The organism is Thiobacillus sp., from assembly GCF_024708915.1.
In genome coordinates this window covers 1-21,473 of sequence record NZ_JANJXQ010000136.1, presented here as the reverse complement: position 1 = coordinate 21,473, position 21,473 = coordinate 1, and the positions used below count along the sequence as shown (strand labels likewise).

Sequence of the window (21,473 nt, the reverse complement as noted above, 5' to 3'; positions counted from 1 at the left end):
CGGAATGTCGTGCTGCTCGACGACCATGCCACGCGCATCGAGTATTGAATAGGTGATATATACGAGTTTGTTGTGTGTCACGGTAACCATGCTGTCCCATCCCGAACCGTCAAAGAAAGCGCTGCGCCAAGGCCTCGCTGGCGTCTGCGCCGCCTGCTGCCTATGATACCTTCGAAGCCTGCCCCACACATCGCCCGCCATGAAAGCACTCAAACACCTGCCCACCTGGAAAACGCTGGAACAGCACTTCAAGGACATGCGCGCATTCGACATGCGCAGCGCATTCCGCGAAGACGCCCAACGCTTTGAACGTCTGTCGTTACGCTGCGGCAACCTGCTGCTCGACTATTCGAAGAACCGCGTCACGACGGACACGATGCAGCATCTGATGCAGCTGGCGCGCGAATCCGATCTGGAGGGCATGCGCAATGCCATGTTCAGCGGCGAGCGCATCAATTTCACCGAGCGGCGTGCGGTGCTGCATACCGCCCTGCGTGCGCCGGTACGCCCGCCACTGGTGGTGGAAGGCGTGGATGTCGAGCGTGAAGTCGCAGCAGTGCTGAAGCGCATGCAGCGCTTCGTCGAATCGATCCACAACGGCGGCTGGCGCGGCCATACCGGCAAGCCGATCCGCGACGTGGTGAACATCGGCATCGGCGGATCGGACCTGGGGCCGGCGATGGTGTGTTCGGCGCTCGACCATTACGCGCTGGAAAGCGTGCGGGTGCATTTCGTCTCCAACCTCGATCCGGCGCATCTGGCCGGAACCCTGAAACAGCTCGATCCCGAGACCACCCTGTTCATCGTCGCCTCGAAAACCTTCACCACCCTGGAAACGCTGGCCAACGCCAATTCGGCCAAGGCCTGGCTGCTGGCTGCGCTACGCGCCCCCGCCGCGGTGGCGCGGCATTTCGTGGCGCTGTCGACCAACGCGCAGGCAGTCGAGGCATTCGGCATCGACCCCGACAACATGTTCATCTTCTGGGACTGGGTGGGGGGGCGCTATTCGCTGTGGTCGGCGATCGGCCTGTCGATCGCGCTGCAGATCGGCTGGGGCAATTTCCAGGCGCTCTTGGCCGGCGCCCACGCAATGGACATCCATTTCAGGGAGGCACCGCTGGAAGCCAACATGCCGGTCATCCTTGGCATGCTCGGTATCTGGTACGCCAACTTCTGGGGCACCGACACCTATGGCATCTTCCCCTACGACCAGCGCCTGCGTCTACTGGTGCCGTTCCTGCAGCAGCTCGACATGGAGTCGAACGGCAAGAACGTCAACCGCGCCAACAAGCGGGTCAACTACAACACCGGCCCCATCGTGTGGGGCGCCCCGGGCACCAACGGCCAGCACGCGTTCTTCGAACTGGTGCACCAGGGCACGCGGCTGATTCCGACCGACTTTCTGGCTGCCGCGGTCAACCCCACGCCGCTGGCCGACCAGCACGAGTGGCTGCTGGCCAACTGCCTGGCGCAGACCGAAGCGTTGTTGAAAGGCAAGTCGCGCGCGGTGGCCGAAGCCGAACTGATCACCCAGGGCATGGGCCGCGAGGCCGCGCGCGCGCTGGCGCCGCACAAGGTATTCCCGGGCAACCGTCCCAGCAACACCCTGCTCTACCAGAAGCTCGACCCGCACACCCTGGGCATGCTGCTCGCGCTTTACGAACACAAGGTGTTCGTGCAGGGCGTGATCTGGCAGATCAACAGCTTCGACCAGTGGGGCGTCGAACTCGGCAAGCAGCTGGCGCCGCCGATCCGCGCCGCACTGAGTTCGGTGCGTGCGATCGGCGAACACGACGGCTCCACCCTCGGATTGATCGCCGACATCCGCCGGCGGCGCGGCCTCAGTACTTAGAGCCTAATTCAGCAGAAATCATGCCCCGCATTGAGACCAGGATCGGATGGATGCAAGGCGCGGAACGCCGGCCATGGTCATTCCATGGCCAAGTTCCGCAACGCCGCAGACGCCGACCCTGGTCTCAACCCGGAGGGCCGGCTGCCTGCAGGCGCATGGCCGCGTTACGGGCCGTTCATTTGGAACGACCAAATTTCACGCCTCGCGCCTCGCCCTGCATCCCGCAGGCAAGCGGCGCGGAGCATGATTTCTACTGAATTAGGCTCTTAACGCGCACGCGGTAGTTGAGCACCGCCCTGCCCTCGGCCGGCACCGGCACCCGCCATTCGGCAGTGCCGGCGGTCGCCTTGGTGTGCGGCTGCGATTCGGAGAGCATCGTCCAGTCGCCCGGCATCGGCTCGCGTACCGTGACGGTGACCGCTTCCGGCTTGGCATTCTTCAGCACGATCTCGTAGGCCGATTCGAACACGTAGTTGGTGCGGCCGGTGCCGGCGAGCTTCCTGAAGTCGGTCTGCTTCCTGTCGGCGGTGACGTCGAAGGCGTCGCCCAGCTTGAGGCGTACGGTCTCGTTCTTCGGCGTGTGGTCGATACGATCCTCGCCGACAAACTGCGCGTTGCCCTGGCTGTCCTTCTTGTAGACCCGGACGACTCCCCTGGGCAGCGGCACGCCCAGACCTTCACCCTTGTTGTCGAATTCGACGAACACGCCCACCTTGATTTTCTGTCCCAGCTCGCCGTGTTGACCCGAGTAGTAATAAGCCGCGCCTTCGAGCAGGAACGTCTTCTTCAGCGGTACCCGGCCGGCCGACATCAGCGCCACCTGCTTGGTCTGGTTTTCCGCCAGCGTGGTGGGACGTTGCAGCGTGTAGAGGTGATATTCGAACAGGGATTCCTGCTGCATCTCGGCAGCGTCGGCCGTTTTCGCTGCCATCGCCAGCGTCGCGCGCGGCACCGGCTGGGCGTCGCGCACCCGGTTGAGATCGCCCGCCACCAGTTGCAGTTTGGCGTTGGGATAGGCTGCGCCGCTCTGGTTGGTCAGCGTCACCCAGCCGTTGAGATCCATCCGGTTGTCAGCGGCATTGAGCTCGGCGACATAATCGGCCCGCCACGACAGCCCGCCGGTCAGATAGGACAATTCCAGATCCTGTATACCCGCCGACGGGCTGTTCAGCGAGACGACGAGAGTGGGCTTGTCGCGCAAGGTATCGGGCACGCCCGCAAACGCCAGCCGCCCCGGCACGCCGGTTTCGATGCGGTCGGCGAACTTGAGCACCACGCCGCCGTTGGTCGCCAGCACGTTCGCCGTTTCGCGGGTTTCCACGCCGCTGACGGGGTGAGTGCGAATAACGCCGACCTCGCGTCCGATGTATTTTTCGAGCAGCTTTTGCGGCGTCAGCAAATCGAAATCGAAGTTCTGCTCCAGCAAGCGGAATCCGGCGGGGCTCGACACATTGCGCAGCTGAGCCGTCTCCGGGCGCATCTGCGCCGAGACTTCGCGCCACGCCAGCCGGTTGAAGTCGCGCGCGAGCCCGACCCGCCGCGCATCCTTCACCAAAGCCAGATTGTCGTTGTAGATGGTGACCGCGACGCCCTGCTGATCGGCGGCCGTACTGCCGATCTCGCCGCCCGGCGCGCCCCAGCCTGGCTGAGAAGTGGCAAGCAGCCCCGCCATCATTGCATTCAGCAGCAGCTTCTTCGTCATGTCGTCTCCTTCATGTTTTGCGGCAACCGGCATGATGCCCGATACATACGGAAAATGGTTCGCGGCGCTAGAATGGCCGAACACATTTTGCACTGACAGCCATGAGCGCAGACGATCTCCCTCCATCCCGCATAGTCGGCGGCGGCATCAATACCCGCGAATCCGAGCAGCCCGTGGTGGTGACGCAAATGCTGGGTATCGCCAGCAGCAACCCGGTCCGCGAGGAAGTCCTGCGGGAGCGCTTCCTGTCGTTCGATCCGCTGTTCGACGCCGCTTCCAGCCTGGTCGCCCACCAGTTGGTGCTGCGCGGACGCATCGCTGCCGCCGACGCGCCGCCCGAACTTCGGCAAATGGACGAGGACATGTTGCTGACCGGCCTGTATTCGCTGACGCAGGACGGCCTGACCACTGAATTGCCGCTGCTGGTGCGGATCAGCGCCGACGTGCTGTTCAGCGACATCCCCCAGCAACTCGATCACCGTCAGCTGATCTGGTGCGTAAGCCTTGACAACGAACAGCATCTGGCGCGCGCCCTCGCCCTGCAGGACGCCGGACTGACATTCTGCCCCAGCCTCAACCGCGGCCACGCGATAGTGCAGGACAGCGCCTCCGCCTGGCGCTATCTGGCCTGCCGTGCCGACGACATTCCACCCGCAGTGCCTGCGCGCCTGATCGTGGAGGGGGCACGGCACATCCATCCCCAGATACGCTGGCCTGCCAACGCCTGGTTCAAAGGCAGCCTGTTTTCGGGCGACACCCCGCCTGCTGTCCATAGCTACGAGCAGGCCGTACAACTCGACTTGCTGGCTATCGCGCTACGCCAGTCGCTCGATACGCTGATCCAGTTTTTCCGGCTGAATCCGGACATGGCGCCACGCCTGCTCGCGATCGCCAATTCACCGATCGGCGGTCTGAGCCGCCCCGCCGAATCGGTCGCCCATGCACTGATCATGCTGGGCCCCCAGCGCGCCGCCCGCGTGGCGATACTGTTGGCCCTGACCGGCAAGCAGCCGGGCGACGCCGCGCGCCACTATGCCGTGACCGCGCTCACACGTGCACTCTTCATGGGCAAAATCACGCGTCTGGGCGCACCGGCCGAGAGCGCTGCCGCCGCATTCGAGATCGGCCTGCTGTCGGCCGCCCCTCATGCACTGTCGCTACCGCTGGAGGCGCTGATCCGCAAGCTGGGGCTGACGGCGACCAGCGCGCGGGCCTTGAGCGCACACCCCTCCCCCGAAGGCGCCATGCTGCAACTGGCGCACGCCTGCGAAAACAACGATGCCGGGGTACTGGCCCGCTATGCGCAGCAGCTGGATATCCCGCTGCATCAGATTTCGGTGGCCTACCTGGATGCCCTGATCGCGGCCTCTGCGCTCGACACAGCATTGCATTGAAGCAGCGTAAAATGGCGGTTTTTGTCCGCGCGCCTGCTCCATGCACCCCACCCTGGTTTTCGACATTGAAACGATCCCCGACCTCGCCGGATTCGCCGCGGTCAACGGCATAGACGAAGCGGCGCTCCAGCACGCCGAGCTTGGCGAACTGGCGCTGCTGAACCGCCGCCAGAAAACCGGCGGCGACTTCATGCCGCATCACCTGCACCGTATCGTCGCCATATCCTGCGTGCTCAGAAGCGGCGACCAGCTCAAGGTATGGTCGCTCGGCGAGCCCGGCAGCAGCGAGGCCGAACTGATCCAGCGCTTCTACGACGGCATCGAGCGCTACACCCCGCAGCTGGTGTCATGGAACGGCGGCGGCTTCGACCTGCCGGTGCTGCACTACCGCAGCCTGATCCATGGCGTGGCGGCGGTGCGCTACTGGGACTGGGGCGACGACGACAAGGATTTCAAGTGGAATAACTATCTGAGCCGCTACCACACCCGCCATCTGGATTTGATGGACGTGCTGGCGATGTACCAGCCGCGTGCCAATGCGCCGCTCGATCAGATGGCCAAGCTGTGCGGTTTTCCCGGCAAGCTGGGAATGGACGGCTCGAAAGTGCTGGAGGCCTTTCAGCAAGGGGAAATCGACGCCATCCGCAATTACTGCGAAACCGACGTGATGAACACCTGGCTGGTCTATCTGCGCTTCCAGAAAATACGCGGCACGCTCTCCGAGTCGGCCTACGCCGCCGAGATCGAGCTTGCGCGCAGCACCGTGCAGGCCCACCCTGCCCCGCACTGGCAGGAATTCCTGGCAGCCTGGGCATGAACCCCATCGTCGACATCCTCTCCCTCGACCACGAGGGCCATGGCGTGGCGCGCATCGACGGCAAGGTCACTTTCGTCGACGGCGCCCTGGCGGGCGAACGCGCGGAAATCTCGGTCTATCGCAAGCACGCCAAATACAACTCGGCCAACGCGGTCGCCATCCTCGACGCCAGCGCCCAGCGCGCCGCGCCGCGCTGCCGCTATTTCGGCCGCTGCGGCGGCTGCTCGATGCAGCATCTGGAGGCCAGCGCCCAGGTTGCCGCCAAGCAGCGCGTGCTGGAAGAAAGCCTCGCCCGCATCGGAAAAGTCCGCCCCGACGTCATCCTGCCTGCCCTGCACGGCCCCAGCTGGGGCTATCGCCACCGCGCGCGGCTATCGTCGCGCCTGGTCGACAAGAAAGGCGGGGTGCTGGTCGGCTTCCACGAAAAACGTTCCAGCTTCATTGCCGACATGGCTAGCTGCGAGATCCTCACGCCCGATGTCTCCGCACTGATCCGGCCACTGCGCGAGCTGATCGTGCAGTTGTCGAACGCCGACCGCACCCCGCAGATCGAAGTCGCCGTCGGCGAACACGTCACCGTGCTGGTGTTCCGCCTGCTTGAGCCATGGAACGACGAGGACGCCGCCAAAGTGCGCAGTTTCGCCGAACGCCACCGCGTGCAGGTGTGGGAGCAGAAAAAAGGCCCCGACACCGCGCGTCCTTTCTGGCCGGACATTGCGCCCGAACTCAGCTATTCCCTGCCGGAGTTCGGCCTCGTCATGCCTTTCAGGCCGACCGAATTCACCCAGGTCAACACCGCCATCAATCGCGCCCTGGTCGGCCGCGCCCTGCGCCTGCTGCAGCCCCAGGCCGGCGAGCGCATCGCGGACCTGTTCTGCGGCCTGGGCAATTTCACCCTGCCGATCGCCCGCAGCGGCGCCGCGGTGATCGGCATCGAAGGCAGCGCCGAACTGGTTGCCCGCGCACGTGAAAACGCCCTGCGCAACCGCCTGCCCAACGCCCGCTTCGCGGTCGACAACCTGTTCGAGATGACGCCGGAAAAATTCGCCGCCCTCGGGCATTTCGACAAATTGCTGATCGATCCGCCACGTTCCGGCGCCATCGAGGTCGTCAAATCCCTGCCTGACAGCGGCGGGCCGCAGCGCATCGTCTACGTCTCGTGCGATCCCGCCACGCTGGCGCGCGACGCCGAGGTGCTGGTGCACCTCAAGGGCTACCGGATCGAAGCGGCAGGCATCGCCAACATGTTCCCGCACACGGCGCACGTGGAGTCGATAGCGCTTTTCCAGCGCTAATCCATTAAACTCACGCGCTTAACTCATTCTCGAAAAACATGGCACTCATCGTACAAAAATACGGCGGCAGCTCGGTCGCCAACGTCGAACGTATCCGCGCAGTAGCCGAACGCGTGGCCAAATTCAAGATGCTCGGCCATCAGGTGGTGGTGGTGCTCTCGGCCATGTCGGGGGAGACCAACCGGCTGATTGCGCTGGCCAAACAGATTCAGTCCACCCCCGACCCGCGCGAGCTGGACGCGATGGTATCCACCGGCGAGCAGGTCACCATCGCCCTGCTGGCGATGGCGCTGAAAGACCTGGGCCTGAAAGCGAAAAGCTACACCGGCGCGCAGGTGCGCATCCTCACCGACAACGCCTTCACCAAGGCGCGCATTCTGTCGATCGACGAATCCAGGATGCGCGCCGACCTGGATTCCGGCCACGTGGTCGTGGTCGCCGGCTTCCAGGGGGTCGACGAACAGGGCAACGTCACCACGCTGGGGCGCGGCGGTTCCGACACCACCGGCGTGGCGCTGGCAGCCGCGCTCAAGGCTGACGAATGCCAGATCTACACCGACGTCGACGGCGTCTACACCACCGATCCGCGCATCGTGCCCGAGGCGCGCCGGCTGAAGACCATCACCTTCGAGGAAATGCTCGAAATGGCGAGCCTCGGCTCCAAGGTGCTGCAGATCCGCTCGGTCGAGTTTGCCGGCAAATACAAAGTAAAACTCCGGGTGCTGTCCAGCTTTCAGGACGAAGGCGACGGCACGCTCATCACCTTCGAGGAAGACGACAACATGGAACAGGCCATCATCTCCGGCATTGCATTCAACCGCGACGAAGCCAAGATCACCGTGGTCGGCGTGCCCGACCACCCCGGCATCGCCTACCAGATTCTCGGCCCGGTGGCCGATGCCAACATCGACGTCGACATGATCGTGCAGAACGTGGGGCACACCAATACCACCGACTTCACCTTCACCGTGCACCGCAACGACTTCGCCAAGGCGATGGACATCGTCAAGGTAACCGCGGCCGGCATCGGCGCACGCGAGGTCACCGGCGACGACAAAATCGCCAAAATCTCCATCGTCGGCGTCGGCATGCGCTCGCACGTCGGCATCGCCCGCAAGATGTTCGAGACCCTGTCGGTCGAAAACATCAACCTGCAGATGATCTCCACGTCCGAGATCAAAATCTCGGTCGTGGTCGAAGACAAATACATGGAACTCGCCGTGCGCGCGCTGCATCAGGCGTTCGAGCTGGACAAAGCCACAGCCTGAGGTGGCGTTCGTCCGCGCATTCCGCTACAATGCGCGGCGGTTCGGAGACGTGGCCGAGTGGTTGAAGGTACTCCCCTGCTAAGGGAGCATGCGGGCTTAAACCTGCATCGAGGGTTCGAATCCCTCCGTCTCCGCCAAATAATTATGAGTCGTTGTATCTGCCATCGACGCAAAAACTGCGTATAATGCGCAACCTTCAAAGCGCCCGTAGCTCAGCTGGATAGAGTACTTGGCTACGAACCAAGGGGTCAGGAGTTCGAATCTCTTCGGGCGCACCACATACCAGAAAGGCCGGTTCCATCAAGGAGCCGGCCTTTTTGCATTCCGGACGTGGGAGTGAATCCATGGCACCGGAGACGCGAACCGAATTCCTGATGTCCTGATTCATTTCTTCGGACACGCCCATTCAAAAAGCCCGCAGCGGAGCTTTTTCGTTTTCACGTCCACAACCTTCATAGACCTGCACACGACAAAGTTCGCGCCACGTGCGGGCCGACGCTCTGTGCGCGGTCCGGTATCCGCCAACAATCCGCTTCCCGCCGGATTGCACGGTCCGCTCGCTTGCTCCGCGGGGCGCTTATCGAGCTTTGGCTTCCCGATAACACCTTGGCGGAAACGTTTATTGTTAACAACAAACCGTTATTAGTGAACGTTCACAATCATGTTCATTGTTAACAAAATACGCCTGGTGCCTCGAGCAAAAGAACATATTTTTATTAACAATCAATTGATTACAAATATGGCACGGATATGGCTTAAAGATGTTCGAGTGAACTGATCGATTCAATCCCATGAAAAACACCCGACCGCTTGAGAAGGTAACGCATATGCCCCCAAAAACCATTGCATTCACCGTTGCGTCCCATTTGAAAAGCATGGCTTTCGTCCTTGTCCTGCTGACAGTGTCTACGGCCAGCTGGGCGGAAAAGCGGACGTTCGAGATGACGATCGAAGACACCAGAATCATGCTGGTGGACAAGCAGGCATTCCACACGTTTGCATTCAATGGCCAGGTTCCGGCGCCGCTGATTCACGTCAAGGAAGGCGACGAGGTCACGGTCAACGTCAACAATCTCACTACCCTGCCGCACACGATCCATTGGCATGGATTGCTGCAACGCGGCACCTGGCAGCAAGACGGGGTGCCGGACGTCACGCAGGTGGCGATCAAGCCCGGCGACAGCTTCACCTACAAGTTCGTGGCCGAGCCTTCCGGCACCATGTGGTACCACTGCCACGTCAACGTCAACGAACACGTGTCGATGCGCGGCATGTGGGGCCCCTTCATCGTGGTCCCGAAAAACCCCAAGCCGATCGAGAAGAAAGTCACCAAGGATTTCATCATGATGCTATCGGGCTGGGACACCAAATGGGCGTCCAAGCCGGGGGAAGGCGGGGTGCCGGGGGATGTGTTCAACTACTTCACCATCAACGGCAAGGCCTTCCCCGATACCCAGCCGCTGCGCGTGAGCCGGGGCGACGTGATTCGTATCCGCCTGATCGGCGCGGGCGAACTGACCCACGCCATCCATATCCACGGCCATGTCTTCAAGGTGGCGTTCAAGGACGGCCACGCGCTGCCCTATCCCTACGATGCCGACACCATCATGGTCGGGCCCGGCGAGCGCTACGACCTCATTCTCACCATGGACAACCCCGGGCGCTGGGCGATTCACGACCACGTGGATGTCCATACCGTCAATGGCACCAAGCCGATGGGCGGCGTGATGACGGTCATCGAATACAACGAAATCAACCACAACGACCCGCTCTACGCCTGGAAAGGCAAGCAGTTCGTCCCTGATTTCTACTATGAGGAATCACTGAAAAAGCCCTACGGCATGCACGACGCAGCCGTGTTCAAGGGACAGGCCATTCAATAAGCGAAAGGATCAATGATGAATCGACACATCCTGGCGGCATTGGGGTTGGGACTGATCGCCGGCCCGGCACTTGCCGCTGACGGCAACGGCGCCGGCCTCCTGAAGTCGCAATGCATCAGCTGCCATGCCATCGTAAAACCGGAAAACGCCAGCCTCGACCGCTTGTGGGAACGGAAGGGACCGGACCTCTATTACGCGGGCAGCAAGTTCAACAAGCCCTGGCTGGAAAAATGGCTGCAAAACCCGGTGCGTATCCGCCCGGCCGGGGAGTTTTACACCCGCCATGTGAAAGGCAGCGACAAGGAAGACGTGGTGGACGAGTCGGGCTTGACACCGCATCCCAAGCTGTCCCAGGCGGACGCCGAAGCGGCTGCCGCAGCGCTCATGACGCTTGTCGCCCCGGCCGGACTGGTGAGTAAAGGGGCATTCAAGGGCGAGAAAGTCAGCATGGCGATGGGGGGCATGTTCTTTGGCAAGCTCCGTGGCTGCGGTGCGTGCCATATGGCCAAACCCGGCTTTGGCGGCTCGTCCGGCCCCGAGCTCCATACCGCTGGCGAGCGCCTGCAGGGGGATTACATCTACAGCTATATCAAGGACCCGCAGCTGTTCGATCCGCACATCTGGATGCCCACGCTCAATCTTGCCGAACCCGATCTGCAGCGGCTGACGGGCTACATCCTTCAACTCGGCGCAACGGAGGCCAAACAATGATGAATAGCAGGCAACTCGCTTCCACATTTTCCCTGGCGGGATTCATCCTGGCTTCCTGTTTCATGCTGCCGGCCCATGCCGCTGACGCGAACGGGCAGTACGCCAAGGCTGTGCGCAACTACGACACCTATTGCGTCCAGTGCCACGGCATCAACCGCAATGGCCGCGGCATCAACAGCCGCGACATGTCGGTCCAGCCGCGCGACCACACCGATGCCAAGACCATGGGCGACATCCCGGAAAACGAAATCCTCAAGGTCATCAAGGAAGGCGGCCTGGCGGTGAACAAGTCGGTGCTCATGCCCGCCTGGGGCAATGTGCTGAACGATACGGAAATCAGGGAAATGGCGGCGTATCTGCGCCATGTGTGCAACTGCGGTTCAGGTAAATAACAAGGAGCTTTAAAAATGAAACAAAACAGGATGCTGGGGATTGCTCTGGCTGGCTTGATGGCAATGTCGATGCTGTCGTTCCAGGCCGAAGCGAAAACGGTAAAAATCACGCTGCATGCGCAGGAAGTGGATTTGCCGATCGACAACAAAGGGACGATGTATCGCAGCTGGACGTTTGACGGCAAGGTGCCCGGCCCGCTGGTGCGCGTCACCGAGGGCGACACCGTGGAGTTCACGCTGATCAACGACAAGGCCAGCAAGAATTCGCATTCCATGGACTTCCATGCGGCCAGCCTGGACGTGGTCACGGATTTCGGTTCCATCAAGCCGGGTGAGGAAAAGAAGTTCACCTTCACAGCGAATTACCCGGGTGTGTTTTTCTACCATTGCGGCTCCGATCCGATGATTCAGCACATTGCACGGGGCATGTTCGGCACCATCATCGTCGACCCGAAAGACGCCAGTGCCATGCCGAAGGCGGATCGCGAGTACGTGCTGATTCAATCCGAGCTCTACCCGAACCCGGATGCCAAGGAAGAGATGATGCAGAACAAGTGGAGCAACGTCATGTTCAACGGCGGCATCTTCAAATACGACCCGGTGCATGACCCGGCCGCGACCCGCTGGCTGCAGGCCAAGCCCGGCGAGCGTGTGCGCATCTACTTCGTGAACGCCGGCCCCAACGAGTTCTCTTCCTTCCACCCCATCGCAGGCATCTGGGACAAGGTCTATGCGAGCGGCAATCCCAAGAACGTCCAGCACGGCCTGCAAAGCTTCACCGTCGGCCCGGGCGACGCTGCCACCTTCGATTTGATTTCGCCGGTCGAGGGCGCCAACGCGATCGTCACGCATTCGCTGAAAGCTGCGCTGACCGGCGCGATCGCGGTGCTGATGTTCAGCAACGAGGCCGACCCGAAGATGGGCCGCGGCGAGCAGATCCTCGTACGATAAGCCGGGCTGCCAGGAGGAAGGAAGCCGTTTCCTCCTGCCCCGTCTTCAGGCCATGCGGCCTTCTCAACATTGGCTGGTCCGTGCAATCGCACGGCCAGCCTGGCAGGGATCACGAAATGAATTGCAAACGCACATTCAAAATGTTTACGGGCATTTTGACGTTCCTCTTATTGCATGCCGGGGGCGTCGGCCTTGCATCCGCTGCGCAACCCGCTGTCCCGCACGCAGCGGACAGCGCCATCACCCGCAGTGCCCGCGTTGCCGCCAATGGCCCGCTGGACGCCCTGTCGGCAAAAAATTCCGGGAAAGGCTGGACCTGCCCGATGCACGCCGAGGTGCACAAGCATGGGCCAGGCAAATGTCCGATATGCAAAATGGATCTGGTGAAAGTGAAAAACCGGAACGGTTAGGCCGGATGAACAAATCCAGCCCGACCGGGGCCGCCCGGGTGCTGGCCGGTCACCGGTGCCTGTGTGCCATCCGGCTATCGTCGCAATTTGCAGGACACAACGCATGACGAACCGGTTCGCCATGCTGCGCTATTCTGGTTTGCTGCTGATCATCGCTGCCGGCGCGGCCGCCATCGGCTATTACGCCGGACGCCAGCCGCACCAGGACGCCAGCCGCACGACGCCGTCCGTCCGTGCGGAGAGCGGCATCGACCGTCTGGATGAGGCAGGGTCCGCGAAGACGCTTTGGGTATGCCCGATGCACTCACACATACTCCAGGACCATGCGGGCTCCTGTCCCATTTGCGGCATGGATCTGGTCGAATCCGGCGGCACCCAGGCGCACGACAGCGAAGGCATTCACGTTGACACGGCCTCGTTGCAGCGGATGGGCGTCAGGCTGGCGAGCGTGGAGCGCCAGAACCTCAGCCGGGAGCTGCAAACCTACGGCAATGTGGCGATCGACGAAGCATCGATCCATAACGTCAGCCCGAAGATCGAAGGCTGGATCCGCAAGCTGCATGTCAACGCGGTGGGACAGCCGGTCCGCGCTGGACAAATACTGTACGAGATCTATTCGCCGGAACTGGTGCAGCGCCAGCGCGAATACATCGAATTGCTGCAGCGGCGCGATCAACTGTTGCAGCGCATGACCGAACTGTCCGGGCAGAATGCCCAGGTGGCGGCGAGCCTGGCGCGGGAGCGGATTCGCAGTCGCGAAAGATTCGGCTACGCCGACGTCGACGCAGACATCCTCGACAGGATCGAAAAAACCTACCGCACCGTGGATGTGGTGGCCGTGCGCGCGCCTGCCTCCGGTTTCGTCACGCAAATTGGCGCGCGCGAGGGCAGCTATGTCGGACCGGCAACCAATCTGCTTTCGCTCGCGGATACCGCCACGGTCTGGATCGACATCGTGCTGTATCCCGATCAGCTGGCCTGGGTCAGCGAAGGCGACGAAGTGACGGTCAAGCTGCCGCACTCCGATGCGCTGCTGGCCAAGGGCCGCCTGAAATTCGCCAGCCCGACGCTGGACAATGCAAGCCGCACCGTGCGGGCGCGGCTTGCCGTGAATAACGCGCGGCAGCAGCTGCGGCCCGGCTCATTCGTCGATGTCGTCGTCGCCGCCCGCCCGCACCAGGCGCTGGCGCTGCCGCGATCCGCGGTGATGCGGACCGGCAAGGGCAACATGGTCATGCTCGCCCGCGGCAGCGGGCACTTCCTCCCGTTTCCGGTCGAGACCGGCATTGAAAGCAGCGATCTGATCGAAATCACGGAAGGGCTGCAGGAAGGCGCGCAGGTTGCCGTGAACGGCCAATTCCTGCTGGATGCCGCCGCGTCCCTGAGCGATGCGGCGCAGCGCATGCAGGGCGATCACTAGTGTCGTGGATCGGAAACAGGGAAACGTAATGGTACAGCGCCTGATCGAGTGGTCGCTGCGCAACCGCCTGCTGGTACTGTTGGGAACCCTGCTGCTGGCGGGATGGGGGGTGTATTCCGCGCAGCACATGACGCTCGACGCCATCCCCGACCTGTCCGACACGCAGGTCATCGTCAAGACCGGCTACGCCGGCCAATCGCCGCAAGCGGTGGAAGATCAGGTGACCTTCCCGCTTGCCTCGGCGCTGCTGTCGGTACCCGGCTCCACTGCGGTGCGTGGCTTTTCCATGTTCGGCGAGTCCTACATCTACATCATTTTCAAGGAAGGCACCGACCCCTACTGGGCGCGTTCGCGGGTGCTGGAATACCTGAGCCAGGTGGCATCGCGCCTGCCCCCGGGCGTGACCCCCACGCTCGGGCCGGACGCTTCCGGCGTCGGCTGGATATTCGAATACGCACTGGTCGACCGGCACCACCGCTACGACGCCGACCAGCTGCGCGCCACCCAGGACTTCTTCCTGAAATACGAATTGCAAAGCCTGCCCGGCGTGGCCGAAGTAGCCAGCGTGGGCGGCATGGCGCGCCAATTCCAGATCGAGGTGAATCCGAACCGGCTGGCGGCCTACAACCTCTCGCTGGACAAGGTAGGCCAGGCCGTGCGCGACAGCAACCAGTCCGGCGGCGGTTCGATCGTGGAGATGGGACATGCCGAGTACATGGTCAGGGCGCGCGGCTACCTCAAGACGCTGGACGATTTCCGGCAGATTCCGCTGGGGACGAACGCCGAGGGAATCCCGATCCGGCTGCAGGACGTGGCGCATATTCAGACCGGGCCGGAACTGCGGCGGGGCGTGGCCGACCTCGACGGCGAGGGCGAGGTCACCGGCGGCATCGTGGTCATGCGCTATGGCCACAATGCGCTGGAAACCGTGGAGCGCGTCAAGGCCCGTCTCAAGGAGCTCAAGACGGGCCTGCCGCCCGGTATCGAACTGGTGGTCACGTACGACCGTTCCGGCCTGATCGAGCGCGCCATCGACAACTTGCGCAGCAAGCTGGTGGAAGAATCGCTGGTCGTGGCCCTGGTCTGCCTGCTGTTCCTGTTCCACCTGCGCTCCTCCCTGGTGGCGGTAGTCACCCTGCCGGTCGGCATCCTGACCGCATTCATCCTCATGAAGCAACAGGGCGTCACCGCCAACATCATGTCGCTGGGCGGCATCGCGATTGCCATCGGGGCCATGGTGGATGCCGCCATCGTGATGATCGAGAACATGCACAAGCATCTCGAGCGCGCCGGCCCCGGCTGCGACCATTGGGAAGTGGCGCGGGCGAGCGCGGTGGAAGTCGGCCCCGCGCTGTTCTTTTCCCTGCTGGTCATCACGGTTTCCTTTCTGCCGGTGCTCATGCTGGTCGGCCAGGAAGGCAAGCTGTTCGTACCGCTCGCCTATACCAAGACCTACGCCATGGCGGCCAGCGCCGCCCTGGCGGTGACGCTGACGCCGGTATTGATGGGGTATTTCATCCGCGGCCGCATCACGGCGGAACACCGTAACCCGCTCAACCGTGTCCTGCAGGCGCTTTACCGGCCGGCCCTGCTGGCCTCCCTCGAGCGGCCCCGGAGCGTGCTGCTGCTCGCCGTGCTGCTGCTCGCCAGCGTGGCCTGGCCGGTTTCCCGCCTGGGCAGCGAATTCATGCCGCCGCTGTACGAGGGCGATCTGCTGTACATGCCCACCACGCTGCCCGGCGTGTCGGTCGACGAGGCGGCACATATCCTGCAGATCACCGACCGCCTGATCCGTCAGATGCCCGAAGTGGAGCGCGTATTCGGCAAGGCCGGGCGTGCCGACAGCGCCACCGACCCGGCGCCGCTGTCCATGCTGGAAACCACGATCCTGCTCAAGCCCAGAAGCGAGTGGCCGGCCGGCGAAACCGTGGATCAGCTGATCCAGAAGCTGGACCGGACGGTGCGGCTGCCGGGACTGACCAATTCCTGGGGCTATCCGATCCGCACCCGCATCGACATGCTGTCCACCGGCATCCGCACCGCGGTCGGCATCAAAATCACCGGCCCCGACCTGAATGGCATTGCCGCGCTGGCGGAAACGCTCGAGCGGGTATTGAAGCAGGTTCCCGGAACGCGCACGGTATTCGGCGAGCGCGTGACCGGCGGGCGCTATCTGGACATCGATGTCAACCGCGTCCAGGCCGCGCGCTACGGCGTCACGGTGGCCGACGTGCAGCGCCTGGTGCAGAGCGCCATCGGCGGAGAAAACATCAGCACCGTGGTGGACGGACGCGAGCGCTATTCCGTCAACCTGCGCTATCCGCGTGCTCTGCGCGACTCCATGGAAGCCATGGCCGCCAGCCGGGTCACGACCCCGGCCGGCATCCAGGTACCGCTCGGCACCCTGGCGAAGCTGAGCATCAGCGACGGGCCGGCCGAGATCAAGAGCGAGAACGGGCGGCTTACCGGCTATGTCTACGTCGACCTGGAGACGCGCGATCTGGGAGGCTATGTCGATGCCGCCAAGCGGGCCGTCGAAACGCAGGTCAGGCTGCAGCCGGGCTACGCCATCGCCTGGTCGGGGCAGTACGTGAACATGCAGCATGCCAGGGCGCGGCTGCAATGGGTCATCCCGTTTACCCTGCTGCTCGTTCTGCTGCTGCTTTACCTGCATTTCCGCCACCCCGGCAAGGTGCTGCTGGTGGCCATCTGCCTGCCCTTCTCGCTGGTGGGCGGTTTCTGGCTCACCTACTGGCTGGGCTACAACCTGTCTGTCGCAGTGGGGGTCGGGTTCATCGCGCTGGCCGGGGTGGCGGCGGAATTCGGCGTAGTCATGCTGCTGTATCTCGACAACGCCATCAAGGAATCGCGGCAGGCCGGGCGCCTGACCGACCACGCCGCGCTGCGGCAGGCGATCATTCAGGGGGCGTTGCTGCGCGTGCGGCCCAAGATGATGACGGTGGCGGTGATCGTGGCCGGCCTGCTGCCCGTCATGTTCAGCGACGGCGCCGGCTCCGATGTCATGAAGCGCATTGCGGCACCGCTGGTGGGCGGCATGCTGACCGCGCCGCTGCTATCGCTCTTCGTCATCCCCGCCCTGTACTGGTTGTGGCACCGGCGTCTGCCGATTTATTGATTCGGCCAGATAAAGTTTGAAGTGGGATTAAGGTTCAGCTTGCCCGGGCTGTGTGTGGCAGCGCGGGAGGCCGAATCAATAAGCATTAAAAACAGCGTTCTATTGAGACGGGCCAGCGAACCGGTCAAAGCAGGATGCCGTGAGAAATACACTGCGGGTTCAAACACCATCGGGCCGTGTCAATAGATGTTCTGCTTGAGCCGCTTCCATAAGGTGGTGCGCGACATTCCCAGCCGGCGTGCCGTCTCGGCCTTGTTCCCGCCGGTTTCGGCGAGCACCCGGGCAATGATTTCGGCTTCGTTTACTCGCTGCTGCTGCGGGCGGTAATAGGGCCGCACCAGCGACGGCTCCGGCGCCGCAACGCCAGGCGCGGGCGGCGCAACATATTCGATCTCGGGCGGGAAATGCTGCGGCTGGATGATCGGGCCATCCGCGTGCACCAGCGCATATTCGAGCGCATTGAACAGCTGCCTGATGTTTCCCGGCCAGTCGTAGGCTTCGAGGGCAAACAGTGCTTCATGGGTGAGCCGCATATTGTCCCGCTTGTAGCGCTTTCCCAGATCGCCAAGCAATTTGTTGGCGAGCATGGAAATATCTTCCTTGCGTTCGCGCAGCGGCGGAACATGGAGAGGAAGCACGCGCAACCGGTAGTAGAGGTCTTCCCTGAATCCGCCGCGCTCGACCATTGACGCCAGATTCCGGTGCGTCGCCGCGATGACGCGGACATTCACCGGGCGGGCGTGGTTCTCGCCCAATCGCACCACCTCTTTTTCCTGCAACACGCGCAGCAGCTTGACTTGCGTGCCCAGCGGAATTTCTCCGATCTCGTCCAGCAGCAGCGTCCCCCCCTCGGCAGCCTCGAAGCGGCCGATTTTTGCCACGGTCGCACCGGTGAAAGCGCCCTTGGCGTAACCAAACAATTCCGATTCAAGAAGATTTTCGGGAAGCGACGCGCAATGCACCGGGATGTAAGGCCCCTTGCAGCGGTCGGAATTGTCGTGCAGCGCCTTGGCGACCAGTTCCTTGCCGCTCCCGCTCTCGCCGGTCAGCAGCACGCTGGCTTTGCTCGGCGCCGCTCGCAGAATTTGCGAATAAAGCTTCTGCATCGCGGGGCCATGGCCGACCATGCTGCCCAGTTGCAGACGTTCCGTGACTTTCTGTTCCAGTTCCGCTTCGTGCGAGCGGTCTCGCAAAATGATCGCGCAGGACAGCGGCAAGTTTTCCGACGGCGGCAGCAATCTGGCCCACATCCGCAGGAATACGGAGGTGCTGTCCGGGCGCTGCAGCACAATATCCTGAATGACGTCGCCGGCCTTCCAGTCCTGGGTCAGCGCACATCTCCCCCGGTTTTCGCACGCCTCGGCGCATCCCGTCCCCTTGAAAATGCTGGGGCAGAGCAGATTGACCAGATTCTCGCCTTCACGCCCGACCATCTGTGTGGCCGCCCGGTTGGCCGCCAGCACTTTCCGGTTCTTGTCCAGAAATAGCACCCCCTCTTCCAGGCTATCCAGAAACAGATTGAGCATGGGAATCGTCATCATGTCATCCACTTTCGTTCAGAATTAACGTAAAAGGTAACGTTTATTATGAACAAGGACAATGGGTTTTTGCTGGCGACAGCCTCCGCCTTCGGGGAGGAAAATCCAATGCCCCCCCATGACGGCAAACCCGTCGGGGCGGCATGCCCCGCCGGCTCAGATTTTGATATCGGCATCGATACCGGTTCGCCAAGTGCGGCGGCTCCGGTAAAATGCCGGGTTTTCCTGCCTGCACCCCCCTCATGGAAACCACGTCCGCATCGCCCCTTGCGCGCGATGTCAAGAAGCGTCGCACCTTCGCCATCATTGCCCACCCCGACGCGGGTAAAACCACGCTGACCGAAAAGCTGCTGCTGTTCGGCGGCGCGATCCAGATGGCCGGCACGGTCAAGGCGCGCAAGAGCGGCCGCTATGCCACCTCAGACTGGATGGAAGTCGAGCGCGAACGCGGCATTTCGGTGGCGAGTTCAGTCATGCAGTTTTCCCACGGCGACTGCGTCTTCAACCTGCTCGACACCCCCGGCCACAAGGACTTCTCGGAAGACACCTACCGCGTGCTGACCGCGGTCGACGCCGCCATCATGGTGGTCGACGCCGCCAAGGGCGTAGAAGAACAGACCATCAAGCTGCTGGAAGTGTGCCGCCTGCGCGACACGCCCATCATCACCTTCATCAACAAGATGGACCGCGAGGTGCGCGAGCCGCTGGAACTGCTGGACGAGATCGAGTCGATCCTGAAAATACACTGTGCGCCGGTGACCTGGCCGATCGGCATGGGCAAGCGCTTTCACGGCGTGTATCACCTGATCAATGACGAGATCCTGCGCTTCAGGGCCGGCGAGGAAAACGCCGACCAGCCGTTCGAATCGCTGCAGGGCCTGGGCGATGCCACGCTGAAGGCGCGCTTCCCGCTCGAAGCCGACACCCTGCTGGCGGAAATCGAACTGGTGCGCGGCGCCGGCGCCAGCTTCGACCTCGATGCCTTCCTCAAGGGCAGGCAGACACCGGTGTTTTTCGGCTCCGGGGTCAACAATTTCGGCGTGCGTGAAGTGCTGCGCGCGCTGGCCGACTGGGCGCCCTCGCCGCAGCCGCGCGAGGCGGTCGAGCGAACGGTCGACCCCACCGAGCCGCGATTCACCGGCTTCGTGTTCAAGATCCAGGCCAACATGGACCCGCAGCACCGCGACCGCATCGCGTTCTTCCGCGTCTGCTCCGGCCGCTATTCGCCCGGCATGAAGGTACGCCACCGCCGCACCGGCAAGGAGATGAAGATCGCCAACGCCGTCGTCTTCATGGCCAACGAGCGGCAGCGCTCCGAGGACGCCGTCGCCGGCGACATCATCGGCATCCACAACCATGGGCAGTTGCAGATCGGCGACACGCTCACCGAGGGCGAGGCGCTGCAGTTCAAGGGCATCCCTTACTTCGCGCCGGAGCTGTTCTCCAAGCCGCGCCTGCGCGACCCCCTGCGCGCCAAGCAACTTAACAAGGGCCTGCTGGAACTCGGCGAGGAAGGTGCGGTGCAGGTGTTCGAGCCCTTCGCCGACAACACCTTGCTGATCGGCGCGGTCGGCCCGCTGCAGTTCGAGATCGTCGCCCATCGCCTGAAGACCGAATACGGCGTCGACGCTACCTTCGAGAACGCCGGCATCCACACCGCGCGCTGGGTCACCTGCCCCGACGCCCAGCACCTTGCGGAATTCACCAAGGCGAATTCATTGCGGCTGGCGAAGGATGTCGACGGCAACCTGGTCTATCTTGCGGACACCCGGGTAAACCTCCAGCTGGCGCAGGAGCGCTGGCCCAAGGTCGCGTTCCACGACACCCGCGAGCACGGGCAGCGCCTGGGCTAGGCGCGCCGGCCACGCGCCCGCATCGCTACGGAAGCCGCGCCAGGCGAGGACTGCAGGCGCTCACGATGCTCGCCTCGCCGACCGGCGAGGCACGGGAAAGTCCCTGACGCGCGACGGTCAGAGCTTGTTGCGCTCTCCCGTATAGAACACCTGCCAGGCCTCGACGGTGCCGGTGACGCGCGCCGAGTGAGCGGGAGCCGCCCTGCTCGAGACGGGGATCGGGTCGCCCTGCCCCATCCTGAAAGCGTCCCAGCCCTTGCCAGCGGGAGCATCTCCGGCCGACGCGCCCGTATTGCCCCTGCCGGCGACGTGGATCGGATCGCCCTGCCCCATGTTGAACGTATCCCAACCCTTCCCGGGCTCGGACATTGCAGGCGAAGCCAGCAGCAGACCGGACAGGCCGATGAAGCCGGCGGTGAGGGGAACTCTCTTGAAGATTTTCATGGATGACCTCTGAAATGTCTGACGAAACCCACCAATGGGGTTCATGAACGGCTTCCTTCCGGGACGCCTGCCGGCCTGGCATCGTCTGACCGTCGACGTCCCTTCCGTGCCGCCCGGCGGAGGCGCATGCCTTCGCGCCGGGCAAGGCGGTCCGGCGTGCCGAACCGCAGGAACCGCGTTTACTGCGACTGGCTCACGTGGACCGCACCGGACCGCGGAAGGGCCTCACCCGCGCCGCTGCGGAAGGTGTCCCAGCCCTTGCCAGGCGCGCCATTGCCTGCCACGGCAACCGGCGCGTGAACCTTGATGGGCTCGCCTGCGCCGGTGCGAAACGTGTCCCAGCCCTTGCCAGGCGCACCGTCGACCGCCTTGGCGGTTGACTGGTGGGCGGCGATGGGCTCGCCCCC

The 21,473-nt window shown here is 63.1% G+C and carries 17 protein-coding genes and 2 tRNA genes; 15 read left to right on the top strand and 4 right to left on the bottom strand.

The window, feature by feature from the left end; all coding sequences use genetic code 11:
- Nucleotides 1-199: 199 nt before the first annotated feature.
- A complete protein-coding gene (pgi, locus tag Q0L94_RS10000; protein WP_296752975.1) occupies nt 200-1,852 on the top strand; it encodes a glucose-6-phosphate isomerase in 1,653 nt (550 codons plus the stop codon).
- Nucleotides 1,853-2,102: 250 nt separating this feature from the next.
- Here the strand turns inward: pgi and Q0L94_RS09995 are convergent, their stop codons facing one another.
- Nucleotides 2,103-3,554, bottom strand: coding sequence for a DUF4139 domain-containing protein (locus tag Q0L94_RS09995; RefSeq protein ID WP_296752974.1), 1,452 nt, complete (start codon nt 3,552-3,554; stop codon nt 2,103-2,105).
- Between the two features lie 101 nt (nt 3,555-3,655).
- On the opposite strand from Q0L94_RS09995, the gene Q0L94_RS09990 reads away from it, so the two are divergent.
- The 13 genes from Q0L94_RS09990 to Q0L94_RS09930 all read left to right on the top strand — a co-directional run bounded on the left by Q0L94_RS09990 (nt 3,656) and on the right by Q0L94_RS09930 (nt 17,231).
- Entirely contained in the window at nt 3,656-4,948 is a 1,293-nt protein-coding gene (locus Q0L94_RS09990) for an HDOD domain-containing protein (protein WP_296752972.1), read from the top strand.
- 40 nt (nt 4,949-4,988) lie between these two features.
- On the top strand, nt 4,989-5,765 hold the full coding sequence (locus Q0L94_RS09985) for a 3'-5' exonuclease (RefSeq protein WP_296752970.1): 777 nt from the start codon (nt 4,989-4,991) through the stop codon (nt 5,763-5,765).
- A complete protein-coding gene (gene rlmD, locus Q0L94_RS09980; RefSeq protein WP_296752968.1) occupies nt 5,762-7,060 on the top strand; it encodes a 23S rRNA (uracil(1939)-C(5))-methyltransferase RlmD in 1,299 nt (432 codons plus the stop codon). The genes Q0L94_RS09985 and rlmD overlap by 4 nt, the downstream gene beginning before the upstream one ends.
- A gap of 38 nt (nt 7,061-7,098) precedes the next feature.
- Complete coding sequence (locus Q0L94_RS09975) at nt 7,099-8,328, top strand: aspartate kinase (RefSeq protein ID WP_296752967.1); 1,230 nt, start codon at nt 7,099-7,101, stop codon at nt 8,326-8,328.
- 43 nt (nt 8,329-8,371) lie between these two features.
- Nucleotides 8,372-8,465 (top strand) — tRNA-Ser (locus Q0L94_RS09970).
- A 64-nt stretch (nt 8,466-8,529) separates the two neighbouring features.
- Nucleotides 8,530-8,606: transfer RNA gene (locus Q0L94_RS09965), tRNA-Arg, on the top strand.
- A 597-nt stretch (nt 8,607-9,203) separates the two neighbouring features.
- Complete coding sequence (locus Q0L94_RS09960; RefSeq protein WP_296752965.1) at nt 9,204-10,211, top strand: multicopper oxidase domain-containing protein; 1,008 nt, start codon at nt 9,204-9,206, stop codon at nt 10,209-10,211.
- Between the two features lie 15 nt (nt 10,212-10,226).
- Nucleotides 10,227-10,922, top strand: a complete 696-nt coding sequence (locus Q0L94_RS09955; protein ID WP_296752964.1) for a cytochrome C — start codon at nt 10,227-10,229, stop codon at nt 10,920-10,922.
- A complete protein-coding gene (locus tag Q0L94_RS09950; RefSeq protein WP_296752962.1) occupies nt 10,922-11,314 on the top strand; it encodes a cytochrome c in 393 nt (130 codons plus the stop codon). The genes Q0L94_RS09955 and Q0L94_RS09950 overlap by 1 nt, the downstream gene beginning before the upstream one ends.
- Nucleotides 11,315-11,329: 15 nt before the next feature.
- Complete coding sequence (locus Q0L94_RS09945) at nt 11,330-12,265, top strand: multicopper oxidase domain-containing protein (protein WP_296752961.1); 936 nt, start codon at nt 11,330-11,332, stop codon at nt 12,263-12,265.
- Nucleotides 12,266-12,381: 116 nt separating this feature from the next.
- Nucleotides 12,382-12,675: a heavy metal-binding domain-containing protein gene (locus Q0L94_RS09940; RefSeq protein WP_296752959.1), complete on the top strand. Its 294-nt coding sequence runs from the start codon at nt 12,382-12,384 to the stop codon at nt 12,673-12,675.
- A gap of 103 nt (nt 12,676-12,778) precedes the next feature.
- Nucleotides 12,779-14,095 carry an efflux RND transporter periplasmic adaptor subunit gene (locus Q0L94_RS09935; protein WP_296752958.1) on the top strand — a complete coding sequence of 439 codons (1,317 nt, stop codon included), beginning with the start codon at nt 12,779-12,781 and terminating at the stop codon, nt 14,093-14,095.
- 28 nt (nt 14,096-14,123) lie between these two features.
- Nucleotides 14,124-17,231 carry a CusA/CzcA family heavy metal efflux RND transporter gene (locus Q0L94_RS09930; RefSeq protein ID WP_296752956.1) on the top strand — a complete coding sequence of 1,036 codons (3,108 nt, stop codon included), beginning with the start codon at nt 14,124-14,126 and terminating at the stop codon, nt 17,229-17,231.
- 179 nt (nt 17,232-17,410) lie between these two features.
- Here the strand turns inward: Q0L94_RS09930 and Q0L94_RS09925 are convergent, their stop codons facing one another.
- The gene (locus Q0L94_RS09925) at nt 17,411-18,769 is read right to left on the bottom strand and encodes a sigma 54-interacting transcriptional regulator (RefSeq protein ID WP_296752955.1); all 1,359 of its coding nucleotides are present in this window, start codon (nt 18,767-18,769) and stop codon (nt 17,411-17,413) included.
- Nucleotides 18,770-19,011: 242 nt separating this feature from the next.
- On the opposite strand from Q0L94_RS09925, the gene Q0L94_RS09920 reads away from it, so the two are divergent.
- Nucleotides 19,012-20,622, top strand: coding sequence for a peptide chain release factor 3 (locus Q0L94_RS09920; RefSeq protein ID WP_296752954.1), 1,611 nt, complete (start codon nt 19,012-19,014; stop codon nt 20,620-20,622).
- A gap of 117 nt (nt 20,623-20,739) precedes the next feature.
- On the opposite strand, the gene Q0L94_RS09915 is transcribed toward Q0L94_RS09920, so the two are convergent.
- Nucleotides 20,740-21,066 carry a hypothetical protein gene (locus Q0L94_RS09915; protein ID WP_296752953.1) on the bottom strand — a complete coding sequence of 109 codons (327 nt, stop codon included), beginning with the start codon at nt 21,064-21,066 and terminating at the stop codon, nt 20,740-20,742.
- Nucleotides 21,067-21,245: 179 nt separating this feature from the next.
- Nucleotides 21,246-21,473, bottom strand: a 228-nt coding sequence (locus Q0L94_RS09910) for a hypothetical protein (protein WP_296752952.1), incomplete at its 5' end; no start/stop codon positions are given.

Bases quoted from the DNA above. Each gene is read 5' to 3' on its own strand.
- pgi (WP_296752975.1), top strand. From the start codon at position 200: ATGAAAGCACTCAAACACCTGCCCACCTGGAAAACGCTGGAACAGCAC.
- Q0L94_RS09995 (WP_296752974.1), bottom strand. From the start codon at position 3,554: ATGACGAAGAAGCTGCTGCTGAATGCAATGATGGCGGGGCTGCTTGCC.
- Q0L94_RS09990 (WP_296752972.1), top strand. From the start codon at position 3,656: ATGAGCGCAGACGATCTCCCTCCATCCCGCATAGTCGGCGGCGGCATC.
- Q0L94_RS09985 (WP_296752970.1), top strand. From the start codon at position 4,989: ATGCACCCCACCCTGGTTTTCGACATTGAAACGATCCCCGACCTCGCC.
- rlmD (WP_296752968.1), top strand. From the start codon at position 5,762: ATGAACCCCATCGTCGACATCCTCTCCCTCGACCACGAGGGCCATGGC.
- Q0L94_RS09975 (WP_296752967.1), top strand. From the start codon at position 7,099: ATGGCACTCATCGTACAAAAATACGGCGGCAGCTCGGTCGCCAACGTC.
- Q0L94_RS09960 (WP_296752965.1), top strand. From the start codon at position 9,204: ATGGCTTTCGTCCTTGTCCTGCTGACAGTGTCTACGGCCAGCTGGGCG.
- Q0L94_RS09955 (WP_296752964.1), top strand. From the start codon at position 10,227: ATGAATCGACACATCCTGGCGGCATTGGGGTTGGGACTGATCGCCGGC.
- Q0L94_RS09950 (WP_296752962.1), top strand. From the start codon at position 10,922: ATGAATAGCAGGCAACTCGCTTCCACATTTTCCCTGGCGGGATTCATC.
- Q0L94_RS09945 (WP_296752961.1), top strand. From the start codon at position 11,330: ATGAAACAAAACAGGATGCTGGGGATTGCTCTGGCTGGCTTGATGGCA.
- Q0L94_RS09940 (WP_296752959.1), top strand. From the start codon at position 12,382: ATGAATTGCAAACGCACATTCAAAATGTTTACGGGCATTTTGACGTTC.
- Q0L94_RS09935 (WP_296752958.1), top strand. From the start codon at position 12,779: ATGACGAACCGGTTCGCCATGCTGCGCTATTCTGGTTTGCTGCTGATC.
- Q0L94_RS09930 (WP_296752956.1), top strand. From the start codon at position 14,124: ATGGTACAGCGCCTGATCGAGTGGTCGCTGCGCAACCGCCTGCTGGTA.
- Q0L94_RS09925 (WP_296752955.1), bottom strand. From the start codon at position 18,769: ATGACGATTCCCATGCTCAATCTGTTTCTGGATAGCCTGGAAGAGGGG.
- Q0L94_RS09920 (WP_296752954.1), top strand. From the start codon at position 19,012: ATGGAAACCACGTCCGCATCGCCCCTTGCGCGCGATGTCAAGAAGCGT.
- Q0L94_RS09915 (WP_296752953.1), bottom strand. From the start codon at position 21,066: ATGAAAATCTTCAAGAGAGTTCCCCTCACCGCCGGCTTCATCGGCCTG.